Origin of the sequence: Maribacter caenipelagi, assembly GCF_004364175.1 — a bacterium.
Taxonomy (GTDB): domain Bacteria; phylum Bacteroidota; class Bacteroidia; order Flavobacteriales; family Flavobacteriaceae; genus Maribacter; species Maribacter caenipelagi.
In genome coordinates this window covers 211,095-232,121 of the sequence record NZ_SNZW01000016.1, presented here as the reverse complement: position 1 = coordinate 232,121, position 21,027 = coordinate 211,095, and the positions used below count along the sequence as shown (strand labels likewise).

Sequence of the window (21,027 nt, the reverse complement as noted above, 5' to 3'; positions counted from 1 at the left end):
ATTATATACTTAGCGTATTTAATGGGCATTGTCAATTCTCTTTAACACCTAATAAATATTTAGAAATCTAGTTGGAAACAACACTAACCGCATTTGAAACGGTAAACAATTGCTGATTCACATTACGCAAACCAAGTTTAAAAACCTTCGTTTCTTTACGTTGTGAAGCACTACCGTAGTTATAATATACCGTAGCTTTCAAATATGTTGGAGTTAAACTTTTATTACCTAAGTAAGTTGCATTCACCAACCAATTACCACGAAGCGTATCATCTATTAAATATTCTTCACTAGAGAAACCTGAGCGCTTTTCGCTTTGAATTCGCTCTGCATCTGCAACTAATGAATGCTCACTTTTATAGTATCGCTTTTCTGGGTTTACAAATTGTAACACAAATTCAGCCTCACTATCGCTCCATTCGAAAACCAAACGTGTTCCTTTAAAATCATCATCAAGTTTAATTTCATTCACCTTATCTGTTGAAACTAAATCAGCCCCTTTTAGAGAAATCAAATTATTTAAATCCCGATCCATAATAACTTTCACTGGCTCTTCTTTTTCCAATAGCTCTTCTGCCAGTAAGTAATCATAACGCAAGTACATAGCGGCAGCTTTTTGATTTAAACCTAATTCTCTATAACTATTTGCCAAGTCTAAATACGATTGTGCATAATCTGCTCTAAGTGTATAAACATCTTCATAAAGTTTGTTTGCCTCTTTAAACTTTCCTTCAGCTTGATAAATGTATGCTAGGGATTTTAATGCATTAGGATTTCCGCTTAGAACTCTATCATTCTCATGAATAATCATTTCTGCGAATTCTTGATTTTTCCATCTATTAGAAAAATAATCATAGGCATCTAAAACATAGTAATATGAACTACTGTATTTTTTGATTTGATTTGCGTAAATCATCTTTGCCTCTTCTTCGGTATTCGCATTTAAAAGTTCATTCAAGTACGAAGGTTTATCTTCTTTAAATTGTATTGAACTTAATGCTGAGTTATCATACCTATTATTTTTAACTTTTGCATAGTCAATAGGTTTACCATCTACAGTTCTAGAATATTCACTAGCTTTAGTATTAATAACAATTACGCCACCAGCACCAATTGAGCCATATCTTGTAGTCATAGCTAGATTATTTAATACAGCCAATCGTTTAATTGCGGCGGGTGCAATCCAAGTAGGTGTTTGGGTCAATACTTGTCCGTCAACATCATAAACTGCAGGTGGTGCTTGACTAACAGAATTTAGCCCCCTAATATATATAAGTCCCCCATACACACAATCTCCTACTACATTTACTCCAGGAAACTCATTTCTCATCAAATCTAGGATACAAACACCAACATCATTAATCTGATTCTCTTGTAAAAATCTAATTTTACCTGGCGCTGTCTCACTATCTAATATACCATAGGCTGTTTTTATAAGATTTGGATTATACGCATATTCTTGCAACAATTCATTCTGTGATTTTCTATTGCTCCCCTTTACAGTAACCTCATCTAATTGCTCAATTTTCTGAGTCATTTCAAAATTTAAGATTCGTGTTACATCTTCAACCATTATCTGAACATCGCTAAGACCAGGATATTCATATAGTAACATATCTTTAGGTTCAGCAATTATTTGATAATATCCATTTGCATCTGTTCTAGTTGCTATATCAGAATCTATAATAGAAATCTGAACATTTGCCAAAGGAGATTCTAATTGACTAACTTTTCCTTTAATAGTTCTGTCTTGCGCTTGAAGATTAGAGGCAAAAGATGCTAATAATATGAGAATTAGAAAATTTTTCATTAAATAGAATTTTAATGGTTATACGATACTAATGGTATCAAAAATTATTCCAAAAACAACATAATCAACTGATTTTAAGAAAAATAGATACTAATCATGTAAACGTAACGAATATTAATTACCTTGATTATTCTTTACACGTGGAATCAATAATAATTCGGTCTGTCTACCATTTACGTACCTAAATCCATCTTCACCATAAAAACCGGCTTCTTCAAGCATAATTCGAATATCTCTATTCCACTCAGAAATATTAATGGTGGTATTCAATTCAATTGCATAAACAGTGTTTGGATTTAACGGATAGTACTCTCCATCATCTTTCATGACGCCACCTTGAGAATCCCACATACCAATTGTAGTACCAGCAGAATGACCGTAACTACCTAAAGGGTGTGTATAAATTGAAGGTCTTAACCCTGCTTTCTTTGCCTGGCTCAATGACTTCGCCAAGATTTCATTTCCGGTTCTTCCTTTTATCATATTGGCAGTCAAAAAGTCTTGGACTTTATTACCATCTTTTAATCCGTTCACTAAAAAGTCAGGCGCTGATATTTCTTCTGGCTTTAGTACATAGGCCAACTCTTGACAATCAGTATTTAAACGCAGATATGTAATTCCAAAATCGCAATGTACCAAGTCACCTGGTAGTATTACCATATCTTCTGGTTTATCTGCAAATGAATAAAATTCGCTTTTTTCATTATTCTGGGTTCTTTGTACATCTATAGTTGGGTGAAACCAAGTCTCCAGTCCTAAATCGGTAACTTTTTGTCTCATCCACCAAACAACATCTGAAGTTGTGGTAACTCCCGGAGTAATGACCTTTTCAGAAAAAGCTTCAGCAATAATGTCATGAGTAATATCTACCAATTGATTATAAATAACCATTTCACGTTCTGTTCTAGTCTCGATCCAGCGAACAGCAAGTTGTTCAGCAGAAGTCACTTTTGAAGTATAGTTCTTAGGCAGATTAGACATAAACTCTTCATAATCGGTTTTTACCAAGCCATCTGCAATATTGTGGTCTTTTGAAAAATTGAGTCCGATTTTCTTTGGATTTCTTTCTGATATCAATTGCATTAACCGTGCCCATTGATTAGGTTCTTTCTCCTTATCCCATGCAGAAATAATGTTTTTACCAACATTATAGCGGGCAACAGCTAACTTCTCTATCGTATTCTTTGCCTTGTCTCTATAAAACAATAGGATAGTTCTTCTACGTGCATTCAACCACGTAGCCGGAAGCATAGTCTTCATTACAGGATCTTCATGGTATTCCCTAGAAATGACCACCCACATATCTAAACCCGAAGCATCCATAAGCTCTGGTAGCAGATTATTAAAGCGGTCATCTAAAATTTCATCGATTACCTGTGCTCTTTCTTTTTCGTTGAGAATTTGTTGGGCGTTCAACACATAGCCCTGAACACAAATAAATAGAATAATTAGTTGTTTGGTCATTAGATTGTGGTTTTTCTAATGATGAAAATAGCTGAATTAATTATGCCCTCAAAATTTGTTCAAGAGTTTTAGCACGCTGAACTTTTCCGCTTTCGGTTCTTATAAATTCTTTACAAACCAAAATATTCTTAGGTTTCTCAAATTTCTTGAAATCGATAATGGAATCTATTGTTTTTTGAATTCTTTGTTCATTCACATTTTCGGCTACCAATACTACTTTTTGGCCTAATTCCTCATCTGGAACTCCCGTTACAAAGAAGGGTGTATCAATATACTTTGAAAGTACGTTTTCTATATGCTCAGGATGTAATTTTACTCCACCTGAATTTATAACATTGTCAATTCTCCCTAGCCATTTAAACTCACTATCTGACACCAATTCAATAACGTCATTAGTTCTAACAATTTCATCTGTAATTTTTGGTGCGTTAATTACCGAACAACCTCTATCATCTTTGGTAAGTTCTACATTTGGCAGAACCGTAAAAGGAGCATCTTTTATTTCTATATTGTTTAATGATTTTACAGCGATATGAGTTATGGTTTCCGTCATACCATAGGTTTCATAACTGTTATTATCAACACCCTTTAATTTCTCTCTTATTGAATTAGAAATGGGTGCACCACCAATAATTAATTTATGTACTTGATGTAGTTTAGATATAGAATTACCCACCTGCAAAGGCACCATAGCCCCAAAATCAAAAAAATCTGAGATACCTTCCAATGGGTACGAACTTGGTGGCAAAAAATGAATATTCAAGCCCAAAACCATAGCCCTGACCAACATCATTTTACCTGCAATGTATGAAGCTGGTAAACAGAGTAAAGCAGTGGACTTAGGCTTCAGGTCAAAATAGCTACCTGTTGCCAGAGCACTATTAATCATGTGCTCTTTCTTTAAGGAAATAGTCTTTGGTTGACCCGTTGAACCAGAAGATTTTACGAATAACGTTTGCGAATCATCGATCCAATCTAAAAGGAATTCACCTATATATTTTTCAAATTCTTCACCTTCCTTAATTAAGCTATAACTTACTTCTGTTAAATCATCATAAGAAATTGATTTACCATGAATGGAAAAATCTTGGTGCAAAGAAAGTTTATTCATTACATTAATTATCTAGCTTCAAAAACTCTTCTTCAGATAATACTTTCCCCGTTAGTTTCTCTTTCCAATTGGTCCAGCCATACTTTTTAGAAAAAATTAAAAGTAAGATAGGAAATACAACGAATACAGGAACAAGCATATCCCAACCAAGTACAGGTTCTGAAATATCTCTATATAGAGAATCTACACTAAACGCTGTCCAATCTGCAGTTACCAAAAGTGCTGCGGTTAAGTTGTTAGCGGCATGGAAACCTAACGCCAATTCTAAACCCTGGTCCATTAGTGTAATGATGCCCAAAAAGAGCCCTGTTCCTATGTAAAAAATCAATATGCCATAACCCAATTTATCCACTTCAGGGTTCATTATATGCAATAGACCGAATAGCAGCGATGTAAATAAAAGTGGGAACCATCTATTCTTAGTAAGAATACCCAGCCCTTGCATCATATACCCCCTCATAAAATACTCTTCCATGCTAGTCTGTAACGGAATCATAGCTATAGCAATGACCGCTAAAATTAAAAAAGGTACCAACTGAAAATTATACTCATAATCTTCAGGTGCAAAATAAATATCTATAAAAATAAATAGCACAGAAATTGAACCCCATAGAAAAAATGAAAAAGCAACTCTTTTCCAATCAATTTTAGGTCTTGAAGTGGTCAAATCGGTAAGCGATTGTTTATGTAAAAATTTAACCACTAGAAAAACAGCAATGAGTCCGAAAACAAAAGTTAGGAGCATAAAGAACAAAAACGTGTTAGAACCCAGTACTTCAGACATTTTGCCAATGCTACCACTCATCATTGCGGACATGCCCCCTTCTTTTAAAGCCAAGGCCGCCAACAAAGGAAATGAGCCTAGAAACTGCCAAACACCAATGATTAATAGTATTCCAATTAAGTATCTCCAATTGTCAATTAGACCTTTATACGCCTGTTCTATATACATAAACTATCAATTAAATTTGAATTCCATTCTTTAGAGGTGTTATAAAACAAGCCTCCATTTTGTACCTCTAAAGGGCTATCAATATTATTTGTAAACAAAGCTCCGGTTCCCAAACCTTGTGGCATTTTATTATTTAAAGTTGCCGTCCATTGCGCTATAGCGTTCAAGCCGATATTGCTTTCCAATGCACTGGTTACCCACCACCCTATATTATTCTTTTCGGCAATTTCAATCCACTCATTGCTTCCAGCAAAACCACCTACTAAACTTGGTTTCAAAATTATATACTGTGGCTGTATAGTTTGTAGCAATTCTTCCTTCTTTGTTACATCTACCACCCCAATTAATTCTTCATCTAAGGCAATTGGCAATGGTGTAGCTCTACACAGATTTTGCATTTCTTTCCATTGCCCTTGTTTTATAGGTTGCTCTATAGAGTGTAGATTTAGTTTAGACAACACTACTAATTTAGTGAGAGCCTCATTTGTAGAAAAGGCACCATTAGCATCTACACGAAGTTCAATTTCTTCCTTGGAATAACGTTCCCTTATAGATTTAAGCAGCGCAATTTCCGTATCAAAATCTATAGCACCAATTTTCATTTTTATGCATGAAAAGCCATCCTTTAGCTTTTGCTCAATTTGTTGATACATAAATTCTTTATCGCCCATCCAGACCAAGCCATTAATTGAAATCGGTTTTTGGGCGTCCAAAAAAGAAGAGTCGAATAGTTGAAAGGGATTATTTGACCGAATTGACAAAAAGGCCTGCTCTACCCCGAATTGAATGCTAGGAAAATTTTGCAATTGTTTCAATAACTCCGTTTCTCCTAAATTAATGTTTTCTTTAACCCAAGTACATTTTTCTTCGTATTCAGGTACATCATCAAAACTAAGCCCTCTGAATAGTCCGCACTCACCAATTCCCCAATTTCCATTTTCCTCTAAAATTAGAAACCAAGTCTCTTTCGTTCGCAATACCCCTCTAGAGGTTCCGCTAGGGTTTTTAAAATTGAGAATATACTTTTTAAATGATGCTTTCATATAATCCTTCAAATTTAGCTATATTTTCACTTTAATACCGATGGATTTAAAAGAATGGAAAATAAGGTAATTTGGATTACAGGCGCATCTTCAGGAATTGGAGAAGCATTAACGTATCAATTGAATGCGAAAGGTGCAAAAGTTATTATTTCGGCAAGACGCGAAGAAGTGCTAGTATGCGTAAAGAAAAACTGTAAATCACCAGAGAATGTAACCGTACTCCCGCTTGATTTAACCAATTTTGAATCCCTGGTAAGAATCACCGAAAAAGCTTTCTCATTATTTGGGAAAATTGATGTTTTAATCAATAATGGCGGTCTAAGCCAGCGTTCACTTATCATTGACACTAAATTTGAAGTATATCAACAAATGATAGATGTAAATTATCTGGGTACTATCAAGCTAACAAAACATGTATTACCACACTTTATAGCTCAAAAAAGTGGTCATTTTGTAACTGTTACGAGTTTAATGGGTAAATTTTCCTCTCCGTATCGTTCTGGTTATTGCGGAGCAAAACATGCATTACACGGCTTCTTTGATGCATTGCGAATGGAACATGAAAAAGACAATATTGATGTATCTATCATTTGTCCAGGGTTTATACAGACCAATGTTGCAAAAAATGCATTAACGGGTGACGGATCTGCTTTACAAAAAGAAGACAGTGCTACGGAAAACGGAATGCCGGTTGAGAAATGTGCCCGTGAAATTATATCGGCAATTAGAAAGAAACGTTTTGAAACTTATATAGGTGGAAAAGAAAAGTTCGGTATTTATCTGAAACGATTTTTCCCTAAACTATTGCATAAGGTTGTGTTGAAAAGTAAAGTGAGATAACTTATTTAAAATTAAACCAAAAACGAACTCCATCTTGTGTTTTATCAGTATTCAAAGAAGTCTGAAGCTGATTTGCCAATCGACTCATTAAACGAATACCCATAGAAGAACTTGCTCGTTCATCTGAATCTTCTGGCAGACCAATACCGTTATCGGTATATTCAAAGAAGCCTTCTTGACCAGCTATTTTACGTAAATGAATATATATTTTACCATCGCTATCATCATTTGGAAAAGCATACTTAAATGAATTGGAAACCAACTCGTTTAATATAAGACCAAACGGAATCGCCCTATCAATATCTAATTCTACACCTTCGGCATCAATAGTAATATTGATATTATGTCCGCCTTTTTTATAAACCGACTGAATACTATTGATTAAACTTTCTATATAGCCCTGCATCTCAATAACAGATAAATCGTCATTTTGATACAATTTCTGATGTATTAATGCCATTGCTTTCACCCTACTCTTACCTTCTTCTAATGCCGCTATTGCTGCCTTACTTCGAGTGTTTTTAGTTTGCAAACTCAACAAACTAGAAACCATTTGCAGGTTGTTTTTAACTCTATGGTGAATTTCTTTAAGCAGCGAATCTTTCTCTACTAATGAATTTTCGATTATGAATTTCTGCTCAGCAATTAAACGCTGATTTTTAATACTCTTTAAGTAAGCGTATACTAAACCTGCAAAACCAATTAGTGTAAATATCAAGGATACAAACACTAAACTAATTTTATCATCTCTTGCCTTAATATCTTTTCTAGATTCTTCTAACTGAACTTTTTGTTGCTCCATTGTTTTTCTAGAATTCTCTAAATCTTGGGCTACAACAGAAGTTAGTTGTTGATTTTTAATATTTGACGCCATTGCATCAATAGAATCTCTAATTCTAATATTCTTTTTAAGATAAACCGTGGAATTTTTGAAATCACCAGTTTTAAAATAATAATCTGCATAGATTCTATTTCTTTTTAAAATATTTTCTGATTTTATCGGATTAAGATCGTCGCTTAAATAATCTGTTGCTTTAGCATAATCATCTAATTTCAGATAACATTCTGCTAAGGCAAGCGTGTTCTCAATAATATCTGAAGAAAATTTACTCTTATTATATTTTTTAATGATTTCTCTACTCTCTTCTAAAAAAGGAATGGCCTTTTCGTATTCACCAAGCTGTACGTGACTTTTCCCAATATTACCAATAATCAATCCATTTAGAATTCTGCCGTCTGCAATTTCCTTATCAGAATGCTCGTTAGTAACATCGCTTAGAAAAACTTTTATAAGCCCTTCTGCTTTCTTAAAATAACTCAATGCAGTTGGCGTAGACTTATCTAACCTTAAATAATTACCAATGGTGTTGTTATAAATTGCCTGACCATAGTAATCATCGTCTTTAAGCTCTTTTTTCTCTTCGGTCATATAATCACGCATAGCCTTTCTATACTGACCTAGACTTGCGTAAATATCATAAAAGGCTACTTTATCAGTTAATCCTAATTCACGTTTTACCCTTCTTATCTCAATTTGTTTGTCATACAACTCGAGCATTGCATAATTATTATCTAATATGTTTAGAATAGTCTGTTTAGACTCTAAATCTAAATTTAATAGAATATCATATAGAGGTCTTGCAATTGCCAAGCTCTTCTCGTAGTTACCCAAATCGTAATAGATTTGAGATTCTATAAGTTGGTAGTTTCTAATTGAAATGGAATCTTTTGTTTTTTCAGAACTGTTTAAATAAACTTTTACAGTATCTAACCAATCGTAAGGCGAATTTTGATTGTAGCGATTGGGGGTATTAAAAAAGAAGAAAGAACGTAATTCGCCGTTCTCTAAATCTTGAAATTGCTTGTAATAATCTTCATTCTGAGTTTCTACATCGTCTTGCGCAAAAACAAGGCACGTAAATACACTTAAAAACAAAGTGCATATTATTCTCAAAATAAAAGGTTTTTTCATATCTCAATATAAGTAGAATCAAACTTAAAAGCGATTCTACTAAATTTTTGTTGTGAGCCATCATTAAATGATTATCAATTAATCAAAAGCCCAAAAAGCGTGTTCTACGTACTTTTTGCTATTTCATTAAAAATTGAACCTTATTTTGACTTAAAATCAAATTCTAGATTAAAATCCATTCAATTAATAATATCTCAAAATTATAAATAAGCCATAAGTATTAGGATTATTTGTTGTGTAACTCTCAATTATTGTTGTGAAACGAATTAAGACTAGACAATTGTGTATTTCATCTATAATAAAACACACTTTATCGATGAAAAAATACATTTCATCTGAGGTAAAAGCAAAAAAACACCTTAAAAAGGTGTTTTTTAAATATGATAACTTGGATTAAGAATTCATAGCCGAGATTATAAACTCTTTAAAATCTTTTGAAATTGGAATCAACGTATTGTTAATCATAATATCTTTAGAATTGATGGCATCAATATGATCCACATTTACGATATATGATTTGTGCGCTCTATAAAACTTGTTCTGTGGCAATTTCTCTAAATAGTCTTTTAAAGGAGAACGAACCAAAAACTTTTTATCTACCGTATTTACTTCTAAGTAAACGTTATCAGCTTTGATAAATTGAATATCACCAAATTGTATTCTGTAGTAAAGATGCTGTTTCTTAACAAATATAGAGTCCTTCAATATTGAATTAGACATTGCAACATCTTCGGTATTGCTTTCAGGTGCTACACCATTGCTGGCATTTTGCTTTCCGTAAATAAAATTCGACAATGCAATTTCAATAGAAGTATATAGATCTTGTTGCTCAAAAGGCTTTACCAGGTAACCGTTAGGCTTTACTGTTTTAGCATTTTCAACCGTTGCACGATCAGAGTTCGATGTTACGAAAATAAAAGGAATATCGTAATTATCTCTGATGTGTTTACCTAAATCTATACCCGTTTTATCTGAAGCTAAGATGATATCGATAAGAACTAAATCTACCTGTTGCGTTTTCAAAACTTCAACAGCCTGTTCGTAAACAATTACGTTGTCAACTATTTCATATCCTATTTCCTCTAGCATAGACTGCATATCATCTGCGATGATTACATTATCCTCAACAATTAGAATTTTTATGGGTTGTTCCAAGATTTAAATTGGTTTGTGGGTTATACTCAAAATTACAAAAAATAATAATAACTAATAAAAAACAACAAGGCGATAAAAAAGGTACTTAAAGCCAATTTTTTTAGCTCTGGATCAAGTTCTGCCTCGTTATTAGTGTTGGCTACTTTTTTTAAATGAATAAAAACTGGTAGGTAGCCTGCAAGACATACATAACGTAACTGCGATCCATTTGTTGTAAGTAAAAAACAAAACAGACACAAAAACGAAACAATTAACAGTGCATAGTGATATTTCTTTGCTTTAGGTAAACCCATTTTTACCACCATAGTATTCTTACCAACTGCAGCATCAGATTTTAGGTCTCTCATATTATTAAGATTCAGAACACCGACACTTAACAATCCCACAGAAACTGCAGGTAACACTGTAATAATAGAAATTGCTTTTAGGTACAAAAACATGGAACCTAAAACACTGACCAGACCAAAGAAAATAAAAACAAAAATATCGCCAAGACCGTTATACCCGTAAGCAGATTTACCTACGGTATATTTGATTGCAGCCCAAATAGCGAAGGCACCTAACAATAAGAATAAGATTGGATATAGAATGTCTTTTAAACCGAAAGAAGTTACGATTAAAGCAATAATGAGAATCGCATTTAAAACAATACTGATATAGATTCCAGATTTTAACTGCGCAGCAGTTAAAAGTCCGCTTTGTAATGCTCGTTTTGGTCCTAGTCTATCATCACCATCAGTACCTTTGACCCCGTCACCATAATCATTGGCAAAATTAGAGGTTACCTGTAAACCAATAGTAGTGAAGATTGCCAAAATAAAGATACTGACATTCGTAACTCCATAATACGCTGCCATAGCAGTACCAACAAGTATTCCTGAAATTGATAAGGGAAGCGTTCTAAGTCTTGCTGCGTTGAGCCAAGCTTTAACTTTTGTCACTTAAAAAGGATCTTCTATTTGAATTCTTTTACCGTCTTGGTAAGAAGCTACAAAAGCATCGCCAAAACCTATATTTACCAATTGTTTTCTAAAAGATTGAGCTTCTTCCAAAGTCTCAAAATTACCTAGTGAATACGAGTAAAAAGGATTGGTTTTAACGAAGAGTGTATTTGTCAAAGCTTCAGAAGCCAAAGTGACATTGTTATCTACGAATGATTTTACTTGTACCGAATATATTTTTTCTTTTTGCAAGAATTCTTTAGCCAAATAAAACTCCTTCACCAAACTAAGTTCTTCGTTTTGTTCTTTTAAGTTCTCTAAACGAGTTCTATACGCATCAACACTGTCTATAGATGTCAAAACCAAATCATTTGAAGCCTTTCTATTAAACCCACCTGAACTTGACAACCCTGCTGTAAACGAGGTGAATGCCAAACCCCCTATTAAAAAAAGACCTGTGATTCCTGCCAAAATATTACGCTGGATCTTACTCTTTTTTAATTCTTTGTTCTTGAATTTTATTTGATCTAATAAACGCTCATTGATAATCTGTGCTTTATCGACGTCTTTATGTAATTCTAGTAAATCGCTTTCTTCTATAAAGGGCATATACAGGGGTTATTTTTACGCTTAAAACCTAAATGTAAGTTAAAATTTGTTAATAACTTTTCAATTGACACAAAAATAAAATTAAAAGTAAAGTATTACAAAAAACTAGACCTTTATTTAAGATATTCAGCTGAAAATCAAACAGCAAAAGAATTTTCCTACAGCTTTTTTAGTCATCTAAAAGACTGATTCCGTCAGACTCTATTTTTATTTTTCTGTCTTTATATAAGGTACCTAAACCTTTTTTAAATGTTTTCTTACTCATTTGAAAAACATCTCTAATTTCTTCTGGTGCAGATTTATCATGTAGCCGTAAAAAACCACCACTTTCTACTAAAACTTCATATATTTTTTTAGCAGCAGGTTCTAAAACCTTTGTACCTAATGGCTGAAGCGAAATATCTAATTTATTATCTTTTCTAATGGTCTTAATACAACCAGGTATAACGTCTCCGATATTAATTGGCTTAAAAACTTCATTAAAATAAACTAGTCCTTTGTGTTTTTCATTAACAATAACCTCCCAACCTAAATCGGTTTGTCTGGTAACGACTAAATCAACCTTTTCCCATTCTTTAAGGTCGATGATATCATTACTTAAAAATTTGTCCAGCTTATTTGAAGCAACCAATCTTCCAGAACGTTCATCTAAATAACAGTGAACTACGTACCACTGCCCTTCTTTCATCTTAACACGTTGCTCACGAAAAGGAACTAAAAGATGTTTCTCAAGTCCCCATTGCAAAAATGCACCAAACTCATTGACTTCTGCAACTTGTAACAATCTAAATTCACCAAGCATGATGTCTGGCTCTAAAGTAGTTGCAACAGGTCTTTCATCATAATCTAAATAACAGAAAACTTTAATTTTCTCTCCTATTTCATATGCAGTTGGCACATATTTATTTGGTAACAATACATCATTTCCTTCTTCATCACCCAAAAAAAGACCTACACTGGTGTCTCTTAAAATCTCAAGGTTGTTTATACGTCCTAATTCTATCATGTTGCAAAATTACATTTTATATATTAAAAATCTTCGCGTAAAAAAAAAGACCGTCACCAAAAATGGTAACGGTCTTTAATTTATTTATCATCTGACTATTTATCGTAAACAGATTCTTTTTTGAAATGTTGACAAAGCTTGTAATAGATAACAGCTCTATGCTTGTTTCTGTTAGAAGAACCGTACTTGTCCATAACAGTTGCAATCGCCTCATCCAATTTAGCATTGTCAGGAAGACCTAACTTTTTGATTAAGTAATTGTTCTTTACAGTATCCAATTCTTTTTGATCACTACCAGATACTTTAGAAGCATCGATGTTGTAAATAGATGGTCCAAGACCAACAGTTACTTTTTTAAGCAAGTCCATATCTGCATTTTCACCAAATTTATCTTTAATGTCAGCAGCATACTTTTCGATTAAATCGTCTCTTTTACTCATGTTAAATGGGTTATAATTAATGGTTAATACCCTACTAAGATATGAAACGAAAATAATCAATCAAAATTTTATCGTTTTTTAATGTAGGCGTAGTAATTTCCAGTAATTGCGGACGACCAGTTTCATTAAAAAATGTACTTAATTCTTCTTCAAGTTCTTCGGATGAATTTGCCGTTAAATAATTGAAACCATACATCGAACAAAGATGCTCTGCCGATAAGGTATGTCTGGTTTCAAAATAGGTTTCAAAAACTACAGAATTCTCCTTTCCCGGAAGTATTCTAAAAATTCCGCCACCATTATTATTAATAACAATAATTCTAAAATCAGGCTTTAAAAAGTTATTCCACAGTGCATTACTATCATAAAAAAAGCTTAAATCACCTGTTATAAAAAGTGTTGGTGTACTATTTACTATAGAAGCGCCTATAGCTGTAGATGTACTACCGTCTATACCACTTGTACCTCTATTACAAAATACTTTTAGTGTAGGATTGACATTGAACAACTGGGTATATCTTATGGTAGAACTATTAGCTAATTGTAACATATAGTCATTGGGTACAGACGCCAAAATATGTTCAAAAGCCAAGAAGTCTGAAAACGGTATCTCCCTTAAATAAGCTTCTCTTTTTACCTCATAATTCTGTTTTACCAAATTCCAATGGGAAAAATAATCACTTTTTAATCCCATATTATCTGAATACATTTCATCAAAAAAATCATTGACAGAAACTTTAATATGCTCTTCTAAGCAGAAAAAAGTATCGTTTGCAAATTGACCACCAATATGCCAATGATGTTCTGGTGCATGATTTCTTAAAAATGCCTTTACCTTTTTAGAAACTATTAGTCCGCCAAAAGTAATTAGTACTTCTGGTTTCAATTTTTTAAATTCCAATTCCGTATCGGCATGCATTTCAATGGGCGCAACTAGAGAATCTATACTATTGAAAAAATTAGGATGATGAATGTTAGATGTTGTTTCGGTCAACACCATAACGCTAGGATCATTAGCTAACTTTTCTAAAATAACATCTTTAATAGCATTAGAAGTATTAACCCCTACCAATACCATTTTTCGAACCGAAGTTTTCCATATATTTCTGTGCTGCTCTAAATCTATAACACTATCTATATTAGTAGGTATTGCACTAATTTGTGGAGATATAGACGGTTTTGAAAGCGTTTCATACAATGGCTCTTCAAAAGGTGCGTTTATATGAACAGGACTATTTGTAGTCAACGCAATTTCTAAAGCAAGGTTTAATTCGCCATCATTATAATTCTGCACTTCTTGTTGTACATCATTTACATCTCTATCAGAAAGCCACTCTGATCTGTATCTTAGAACCTTTGGTGTAGCGTGACTAACATCTTGCTTTAGGTTAACTGAATATCTAATATGGTTTTCAAATACATTTCGCTGATTAATAGTTTGCCCATCCCCTATTCCTAATTTATAAACCGGTCTATCCGCAGAAATAACCAGAAGCGGAATATTACTGAAATATGCTTCTGCAACTGCTGGGTAATAATTTAAAAGCGCACTACCAGATGTACATAAAACTACAACAGGTTCTTTTAATTGTTGTGCCATACCTAAAGCAAAAAAGGCGGCACAACGCTCGTCTACAATACTGTAACAAGTAAAAAAAGGATTCTCAGCAAAAGCTATTGTCAGCGGTGCATTTCTAGATCCTGGCGATATCACTATATTAGAAATATTCTTTGCCTGGCAATGTAGAACAATAGATTGTGCGGTAGGTATTGCGGAGTATTTCATGTAGTTCAAAAATACGACCAAACCCGGTTATTACCCAAAAGTTAGCTATCTATTTACCCGCTAGAACACGAAACATAGTATTACTTTTCAAAGCCGTTTCTTCCCATTCTTTTTCAGGTATAGAATCACTGGTGATTCCGCCACCTACATATATTTCAGCTTTATCTTTAAACAATTGCATGCAACGCAGGTTTACAAAAAGCTCAGAAGTTTTCATCACACTTCTATAGGCACTGTTCTCTTGATTTCTTCGGTTTCGATTTCTTGACAATTCTGATTTTGTGTTCAGCTCCCCTAAAAATCCGGTATAAAAAGATCGCTCATAAAGTTCGTTTTCTAAAATAAACTTCTTTGCATTTTTTAACGGACTACCACAAACAGCAGGCGTTGGGTGTAGTGCTTTCAATACTTCACCAAATTTGTTCGGGGCAAAAGTACCCTTCATCTCTGTGCGTAAATGCCAAAGCTGACCAGCTCTTACCGATTCTCGCTCAGAACTATTTAGCGATATCACCTTATCTTTTAAGGCATCGAAAATATAATCGGTGACCAATTGTTGCTCATGTAATTCTTTTTCTGTCCATCTTGGTTCATCATTACCTACTGAATTCTGTGTGCCTGCCAAAGACATTGTTGTAAATTGAGAACCGTTACTTTTTACTAAGATTTCTGGTGTAGCACCCATCCAAGTTCCTATTTTTGGGTGGTACCAGAAATAACAGAATGCCTTTTTATATACGTTAAGAATTCGCTGATAAACTTGAAAGTGATTTTCTTTAAAATCAACTTCAATTTTTCTTGACAAAACAACTTTGTTGAAATTGCCTTTATCGATGCTATCAATAGCATTCGATATTAACTTAGTATATCTCGCTTTCTCTTCAATGTTGTTTTTAATTGAATTATTCGATGCAGTCAGCTCCTCATGAGGCAAACTTAAAGGAACCTTTTCGACAGCATCCATTTTCAATAGTATAGCTTCTGAGCTCAAATCGAACGGAGCAAAAACGAATCCGGTTTCAGTAAAATCCTTAACCTTATGCACCTCATCGTTGTTTTGAAAAACTCCGACCAATTCTGTCTCATTAGGTCTGCAATACAATACAAACGGCAACTGCTCTTTCAAGCAATTTGCTGCTCGATCAAAAAGTTCTTGTACCATACTAGTTTTTAGGTAATGCGATAGTAGTTAATTTACACAGAGAGACCAATTGATCATCTTCGTTTGTAACTCTAATCTCCCATAATTGGGTAGTTCTACCTTTATGTAAGATAGTAGCCCTTGCATAAATAAATCCTTCTTTTACACTTTTAACATGATTTGCAGAGATTTCTAATCCTCTAACAAAATACTTATTTCCGTCTAAAAAAACATAAGACGCGGCACTACCTACGCTTTCTGCCAAAGCAGCTGTTGCACCACCATGTAAAACTCCGTCAGGCTGGTGAACTTTAGGTGTTACTGGCATTTTGGCTAACAGAAAATCTTCCCCTACATCTATGTATTCAATATCTAAGGTCTCCATCAAGGTATTCTTAGAAGTTTCGTTACAAATCTTTAGAATTTTTTCTTTGTAGTCGTTCATCCTTTTTTTTGTAAAATTAAGCATTACATTACCAAAAGAAAAGCCTAAACCAAATGATCGATTTATGGAAAACAAAATAAAAAATGTCACTTATAAAACTACGAATACCTATGAGACTTTAAATGAATTAACTAGCCAAACAAAACGCGTTTGGATAGTTTTTCATGGCATAGGTTTTTTGAGTCGTTTTTTTCTGAAATATTTTAACGAACTACCAGAGCAAGAAAATTATATTATTGCACCACAAGCTCCTTCTAAATATTATTTAAAAAATGAATATAAGCATGTAGGTGCAAGTTGGTTAACAAAAGAAAATACGGCACTTGAAACAGCTAACCTTTATAATTATTTAGATGCCGTTTTAGCACATGAAAACCTACCGTTGGATTGTAAAATTGTTTTCTTCGGATTTTCTCAAGGCATTTCTATAGCGTTACGATATATAGCGTATTCAAAATTAACTTGCTCGAAATTGATTCTTTACGCAGGCGGAATACCAAAGGAATTAAAAAAGTCAGATTTCACCCATTTTAAAAAAGATACTGAAATTATTTCAGTTTTTGGAAACCAGGATCAATTCATCACTCCTGATAGATTAATAGAAGAAAACAATAAACTTAAAATCCTTTTTGGAGATAATGTTCGATATTTAAGTTTTGATGGCGGACACGAAGTAAAAAAAGAAATTATAACCCAATTGGCACAATGAACAACACACCAACTTTAGAAAATGAGCGGGTTATATTGAGTCCGCTAACATTAGATAATTATGAAAAGCTTATTTCTATTGCATCACAAGATAAATTAGTTCAATATTCCCCTTCTGATATTGCAACACCTGCAAGTTTAAAAAACTATGTGGAAATCGCATTAGAACAACAAAAAGCAGGCACAAGTATACCTTTTATTATTTATGATAGAAAGCATAACGCATTTGCAGGATGCACCCGGTTTATGCATATCAACACAAAAAATAAAATCCTACATATTGGTTCTACTTGGATCGGTCGTGAATTTCAAGGTACAGGGCTTAATACCCAAATGAAAAAATTAATGCTAGATTATGCATTTACTACCATGAATTTTGAAAAAGTAGAATTCCGTGTAGATGAAAGAAATTTAGCTTCTAGAAAGGCTGTTGAAAAGCTAGGCTGCACCTTAGAAGGTATTCTACGTAAAGATGTTTACTTACTAAATGGTTTTAAAAGAAACACCTGCTGTTATGGTCTTTTGAGAGAAGAATGGCAAAGTAATTAAGAATAATTTTTACTCTTCAATAACTTTCGCCTCAGCTGAGTAATAGGTGATTTTTCTAGTAGTATAGGTATTATCAGGAGTTACAATCTGCTTGATCCAATTACCAACTTCAGAATTATCATATTGATAAATGTATTCCTTTTTTATAATTCCAGCACCTCTTTTAGCAGTTTCAGCAATCAACATACCCTTTTCATCATATTCAAAACTTGTACGCGTAGTTGGCTCAAATTTTTTCAATTCTGAATTATACTCAAATTCTTGTTGTGCCATTAATTTACCGTCCACACTAAATACTTCTTCAAAAGCATCATTTTCTTCACCTTTTAAATACTCTTTGGTCAACACAACTCTTTGCGCTGGCTTATTTTTAGGTTTTAGGGTAGATGTACGAATAGATTTTAATGGAACCTCATTCAATAAATACGTAATTGTATTCTCTCCCTTAAATTTCTTGTGCTCTATTTGGGTTACATCTGTACCGTCATTATTAGTTCTTTGAATACTGGCTAAATCTCCATATTCATCATAACCGTATATATACTGATCTAAAAACTGCTTGTCATAAGAAAATATACGCTCTTGAATTTTTAAATTATCGGTTGAGTCAATCTCATAAAAATGGGCAATTGACGTGCTTGGGTCAAAGGTGTTGTTCCTATAAGATTCTGCTCTTTTCTCTAAAAGTTCTCCATTGCTATATTTATAATAAATAACATCATAATCTGTTTCATTATACCTAGTTACCGATTTGGTCAATAATCCGTTTCTATTAAAGTCATATTCTTCTTTTCCGTAATCGGTACCTACCAAACAGAATTTTACATTTCCTTTTAAGTCGAAATCTTCAAGAGTGAATATTTGAATTTCTTGCCCTCTCATTACATTAGAAATAGCAATAAAAAACAGAATTAGTATGTAAAAGTATTTTTTATTCATAATGTAAAATTACTTTATTAAAGCTAAGCTTAAAAAAATATGATGTAAAAGTAAAAAGGGACGGTATATACCGTCCCTTTTTTATAATAACTAAAAGTTATATTATTTAACCTCTTCGAAATCAACGTCTTCAACGTTATCACCTTCAGAAGCACCGCCATCAGCAGTTGGCTCACCTTGAGCAGCACCACCTTGTGCATCAGCTTGCGCCTTGTACATTTCTTCAGATGCAACTTTCCAAGCTTCATTGATTTTATCTAAAGCCGGTGTAATAACAGCCAAATCTTTAGTTTCATATGCAGCTTTTAATTCAGCCAAAGCATCTTCAATTGGTTTTTTCTTGTCATCAGATAATTTATCTCCAAATTCAGTAAGTTGAGATTCAGTTTGGAAGATCATTCCGTCAGCTTCATTCAACTTGTCTGCAGTTTCTTTCGCTTTTTTATCAGATTCAGCATTTGCTTCAGCTTCAGCTTTCATCTTTTTGATTTCTTCTTCAGTTAAACCAGAAGAAGCTTCAATACGAATATCCTGAGTTTTGTTCGTAGCCTTATCAGTTGCAGATACTTTAATAATACCGTTAGCATCAATATCAAAAGTTACTTCGATTTGAGGAGTACCTCTCTTCGCTGGTGGAATACCATCTAAATGGAATCTACCGATCGTTTTGTTATCGTTTGCCATTGGTCTTTCTCCTTGCAATACGTGAATTTCAACCGACGGTTGGTTATCAGCAGCAGTAGAGAATACCTGAGACTTTTTAGTTGGTATTGTTGTGTTAGACTCAATTAACTTAGTCATTACACTACCCATAGTTTCAATACCTAATGAAAGCGGGGTAACATCTAATAACAATACATCTTTTACATCACCAGTTAAAACACCACCTTGTATCGCTGCACCAATTGCAACAACCTCATCTGGGTTTACACCTTTAGAAGGCTTTTTACCGAAAAACTTCTCAACAGCTTCTTGTACTGCAGGTATTCTAGTAGAACCACCAACTAATATAATTTCATCGATATCGCTTTTAGAAAGTCCCGCTGCTTTCATAGCAGTCTCACATGGCTCAATCGTTCTTTTTACCAAGTCGGCAATTAATTGCTCGAACTTTGATCTAGTCAATGTTCTTACTAAGTGCTTAGGTCCTGAAGCAGTAGCTGTAACGTATGGTAAGTTGATTTCCGTTTGTGCAGAAGACGATAATTCAATCTTAGCTTTTTCAGCAGCTTCACGTAAACGTTGTAAAGCCATCGCATCTTTTCTAAGGTCCATATCTTCTTCAGACTTGAACTCATCGGCTAACCAATCGATAATTTTTTGATCAACATCATCACCACCTAAGTGAGTATCACCATCAGTAGCCAATACTTCAAAAACACCATCTCCTAATTCTAAGATAGATACATCATGCGTACCACCACCAAAATCAAAAACAACTATTTTTTGTTCTGTATCTTTTTTGTCCATACCGTAAGCTAAAGAAGCAGCGGTTGGTTCGTTGATAATACGCTCTACAGTTAAACCTGCAATTTCACCAGCTTCTTTCGTAGCTTGTCTTTGCGCATCATTAAAGTATGCAGGTACAGTAATTACCGCACGAGTAACTTCTTGACCTAAATAATCTTCTGCAGTTTTCTTCATTTTCTGAAGAATCATTGCAGATAATTCTTGTGGAGAATATAAACGACCGTCTATATCAACTCTTGGTGTATCATTATCACCTTTTACTACTTTATAAGGTACTCTACCAGCCTCTTTACTAGACTCTGAGTATTTGTTACCCATAAACCTTTTAATAGAATAAATGGTTTTGGTAGGGTTTGTTACTGCTTGTCTTTTAGCTGGGTCACCAACTTTAATTTCACCACCTTCAACAAAGGCGATAACAGATGGTGTTGTTCTTTTTCCTTCTGCATTCGGAATTACTACTGGCTCATTACCTTCCATTACGGAAACACAGGAGTTGGTAGTACCCAAATCTATTCCTATAATCTTACTCATTTTATATGTTTTAAATTAAGTGCTTTATTTTACAATCGTTTTGTAAATGACAAACAATATGCCAAGCAAGAAAAACTGACATGATGTCATTAATCGTCATTTAATGATGAAA

The 21,027-nt window shown here is 33.7% G+C and carries 19 protein-coding genes; 3 read left to right on the top strand and 16 right to left on the bottom strand.

Translation table 11 applies throughout. The features are described from left to right. Positions 1-67: 67 nt before the first annotated feature. The 5 genes from DFQ03_RS13505 to DFQ03_RS13485 form a co-directional block, all read right to left on the bottom strand. Positions 68-1,810 (bottom strand): carboxypeptidase-like regulatory domain-containing protein, encoded by a 1,743-nt coding sequence (locus tag DFQ03_RS13505; RefSeq protein ID WP_133673707.1) that lies wholly within the window; start codon positions 1,808-1,810, stop codon positions 68-70. A gap of 114 nt (positions 1,811-1,924) precedes the next feature. Further along, on the bottom strand, positions 1,925-3,274 hold the full coding sequence (locus DFQ03_RS13500) for a M24 family metallopeptidase (protein ID WP_133673706.1): 1,350 nt from the start codon (positions 3,272-3,274) through the stop codon (positions 1,925-1,927). A 40-nt stretch (positions 3,275-3,314) separates the two neighbouring features. Continuing rightward, on the bottom strand, positions 3,315-4,385 hold the full coding sequence (locus DFQ03_RS13495; protein ID WP_133673705.1) for an AMP-binding protein: 1,071 nt from the start codon (positions 4,383-4,385) through the stop codon (positions 3,315-3,317). Between the two features lie 4 nt (positions 4,386-4,389). Beyond that, positions 4,390-5,337, bottom strand: coding sequence for a CPBP family intramembrane glutamic endopeptidase (locus DFQ03_RS13490; RefSeq protein ID WP_133673704.1), 948 nt, complete (start codon positions 5,335-5,337; stop codon positions 4,390-4,392). Further along, positions 5,328-6,380 (bottom strand): o-succinylbenzoate synthase, encoded by a 1,053-nt coding sequence (locus tag DFQ03_RS13485; RefSeq protein WP_133673703.1) that lies wholly within the window; start codon positions 6,378-6,380, stop codon positions 5,328-5,330. Before DFQ03_RS13485 ends, DFQ03_RS13490 begins: the two co-directional genes overlap by 10 nt. Before the next feature lie 54 nt (positions 6,381-6,434). Here DFQ03_RS13485 and DFQ03_RS13480 point away from each other — a divergent pair, with 54 nt between their 5' ends. After that, positions 6,435-7,220, top strand: coding sequence for an SDR family oxidoreductase (locus tag DFQ03_RS13480; protein ID WP_133673702.1), 786 nt, complete (start codon positions 6,435-6,437; stop codon positions 7,218-7,220). Between the two features lies 1 nt (position 7,221). Here the strand turns inward: DFQ03_RS13480 and DFQ03_RS13475 are convergent, their stop codons facing one another. The 9 genes from DFQ03_RS13475 to DFQ03_RS13435 form a co-directional block, all read right to left on the bottom strand. Continuing rightward, positions 7,222-9,174: a sensor histidine kinase gene (locus DFQ03_RS13475; RefSeq protein ID WP_243834500.1), complete on the bottom strand. Its 1,953-nt coding sequence runs from the start codon at positions 9,172-9,174 to the stop codon at positions 7,222-7,224. 411 nt (positions 9,175-9,585) lie between these two features. Next, the gene (locus DFQ03_RS13470; protein ID WP_133673700.1) at positions 9,586-10,347 is read right to left on the bottom strand and encodes a LytR/AlgR family response regulator transcription factor; all 762 of its coding nucleotides are present in this window, start codon (positions 10,345-10,347) and stop codon (positions 9,586-9,588) included. Between the two features lie 32 nt (positions 10,348-10,379). Then, entirely contained in the window at positions 10,380-11,288 is a 909-nt protein-coding gene (gene menA / locus DFQ03_RS13465; protein ID WP_133673699.1) for a 1,4-dihydroxy-2-naphthoate octaprenyltransferase, read from the bottom strand. Then, complete coding sequence (locus DFQ03_RS13460) at positions 11,289-11,897, bottom strand: SPOR domain-containing protein (RefSeq protein ID WP_133673698.1); 609 nt, start codon at positions 11,895-11,897, stop codon at positions 11,289-11,291. A gap of 169 nt (positions 11,898-12,066) precedes the next feature. Beyond that, entirely contained in the window at positions 12,067-12,903 is an 837-nt protein-coding gene (locus DFQ03_RS13455) for a CvfB family protein (protein ID WP_133673697.1), read from the bottom strand. A gap of 95 nt (positions 12,904-12,998) precedes the next feature. Then, the gene (locus DFQ03_RS13450; protein WP_133673696.1) at positions 12,999-13,343 is read right to left on the bottom strand and encodes a DUF2853 family protein; all 345 of its coding nucleotides are present in this window, start codon (positions 13,341-13,343) and stop codon (positions 12,999-13,001) included. 34 nt (positions 13,344-13,377) lie between these two features. Next, on the bottom strand, positions 13,378-15,129 hold the full coding sequence (menD, locus tag DFQ03_RS13445; RefSeq protein ID WP_133673695.1) for a 2-succinyl-5-enolpyruvyl-6-hydroxy-3-cyclohexene-1-carboxylic-acid synthase: 1,752 nt from the start codon (positions 15,127-15,129) through the stop codon (positions 13,378-13,380). Positions 15,130-15,178: 49 nt separating this feature from the next. Then, positions 15,179-16,291: a chorismate-binding protein gene (locus tag DFQ03_RS13440; RefSeq protein WP_133673694.1), complete on the bottom strand. Its 1,113-nt coding sequence runs from the start codon at positions 16,289-16,291 to the stop codon at positions 15,179-15,181. A 1-nt stretch (position 16,292) separates the two neighbouring features. After that, complete coding sequence (locus DFQ03_RS13435; protein ID WP_133673693.1) at positions 16,293-16,715, bottom strand: PaaI family thioesterase; 423 nt, start codon at positions 16,713-16,715, stop codon at positions 16,293-16,295. A gap of 64 nt (positions 16,716-16,779) precedes the next feature. Between DFQ03_RS13435 and DFQ03_RS13430 the strand changes: the two genes are divergently transcribed. Then, entirely contained in the window at positions 16,780-17,424 is a 645-nt protein-coding gene (locus DFQ03_RS13430; RefSeq protein ID WP_133673692.1) for an alpha/beta hydrolase, read from the top strand. Continuing rightward, positions 17,421-17,972: a GNAT family N-acetyltransferase gene (locus DFQ03_RS13425; protein WP_133673691.1), complete on the top strand. Its 552-nt coding sequence runs from the start codon at positions 17,421-17,423 to the stop codon at positions 17,970-17,972. The genes DFQ03_RS13430 and DFQ03_RS13425 overlap by 4 nt, the downstream gene beginning before the upstream one ends. Before the next feature lie 9 nt (positions 17,973-17,981). On the opposite strand, the gene DFQ03_RS13420 is transcribed toward DFQ03_RS13425, so the two are convergent. Together DFQ03_RS13420 and dnaK are read right to left on the bottom strand one after the other, a co-directional pair. Then, complete coding sequence (locus tag DFQ03_RS13420) at positions 17,982-18,911, bottom strand: hypothetical protein (RefSeq protein ID WP_133673690.1); 930 nt, start codon at positions 18,909-18,911, stop codon at positions 17,982-17,984. 102 nt (positions 18,912-19,013) lie between these two features. Then, positions 19,014-20,915 carry a molecular chaperone DnaK gene (gene dnaK, locus DFQ03_RS13415; RefSeq protein WP_133673689.1) on the bottom strand — a complete coding sequence of 634 codons (1,902 nt, stop codon included), beginning with the start codon at positions 20,913-20,915 and terminating at the stop codon, positions 19,014-19,016. Between the last annotated feature and the right edge of the window lie 112 nt (positions 20,916-21,027).

What these genes read in the sequence shown, in the direction of transcription:
- DFQ03_RS13505 (WP_133673707.1), bottom strand. Translation starts at nt 1,810, where the DNA reads ATGAAAAATTTTCTAATTCTCATATTATTAGCATCTTTTGCCTCTAAT.
- DFQ03_RS13500 (WP_133673706.1), bottom strand. Translation starts at nt 3,274, where the DNA reads ATGACCAAACAACTAATTATTCTATTTATTTGTGTTCAGGGCTATGTG.
- DFQ03_RS13495 (WP_133673705.1), bottom strand. Translation starts at nt 4,385, where the DNA reads ATGAATAAACTTTCTTTGCACCAAGATTTTTCCATTCATGGTAAATCA.
- DFQ03_RS13490 (WP_133673704.1), bottom strand. Translation starts at nt 5,337, where the DNA reads ATGTATATAGAACAGGCGTATAAAGGTCTAATTGACAATTGGAGATAC.
- DFQ03_RS13485 (WP_133673703.1), bottom strand. Translation starts at nt 6,380, where the DNA reads ATGAAAGCATCATTTAAAAAGTATATTCTCAATTTTAAAAACCCTAGC.
- DFQ03_RS13480 (WP_133673702.1), top strand. Translation starts at nt 6,435, where the DNA reads ATGGAAAATAAGGTAATTTGGATTACAGGCGCATCTTCAGGAATTGGA.
- DFQ03_RS13460 (WP_133673698.1), bottom strand. Translation starts at nt 11,897, where the DNA reads ATGCCCTTTATAGAAGAAAGCGATTTACTAGAATTACATAAAGACGTC.
- DFQ03_RS13455 (WP_133673697.1), bottom strand. Translation starts at nt 12,903, where the DNA reads ATGATAGAATTAGGACGTATAAACAACCTTGAGATTTTAAGAGACACC.
- DFQ03_RS13450 (WP_133673696.1), bottom strand. Translation starts at nt 13,343, where the DNA reads ATGAGTAAAAGAGACGATTTAATCGAAAAGTATGCTGCTGACATTAAA.
- menD (WP_133673695.1), bottom strand. Translation starts at nt 15,129, where the DNA reads ATGAAATACTCCGCAATACCTACCGCACAATCTATTGTTCTACATTGC.
- DFQ03_RS13440 (WP_133673694.1), bottom strand. Translation starts at nt 16,291, where the DNA reads ATGGTACAAGAACTTTTTGATCGAGCAGCAAATTGCTTGAAAGAGCAG.
- DFQ03_RS13435 (WP_133673693.1), bottom strand. Translation starts at nt 16,715, where the DNA reads ATGAACGACTACAAAGAAAAAATTCTAAAGATTTGTAACGAAACTTCT.
- DFQ03_RS13430 (WP_133673692.1), top strand. Translation starts at nt 16,780, where the DNA reads ATGGAAAACAAAATAAAAAATGTCACTTATAAAACTACGAATACCTAT.
- DFQ03_RS13425 (WP_133673691.1), top strand. Translation starts at nt 17,421, where the DNA reads ATGAACAACACACCAACTTTAGAAAATGAGCGGGTTATATTGAGTCCG.
- DFQ03_RS13420 (WP_133673690.1), bottom strand. Translation starts at nt 18,911, where the DNA reads ATGAATAAAAAATACTTTTACATACTAATTCTGTTTTTTATTGCTATT.
- dnaK (WP_133673689.1), bottom strand. Translation starts at nt 20,915, where the DNA reads ATGAGTAAGATTATAGGAATAGATTTGGGTACTACCAACTCCTGTGTT.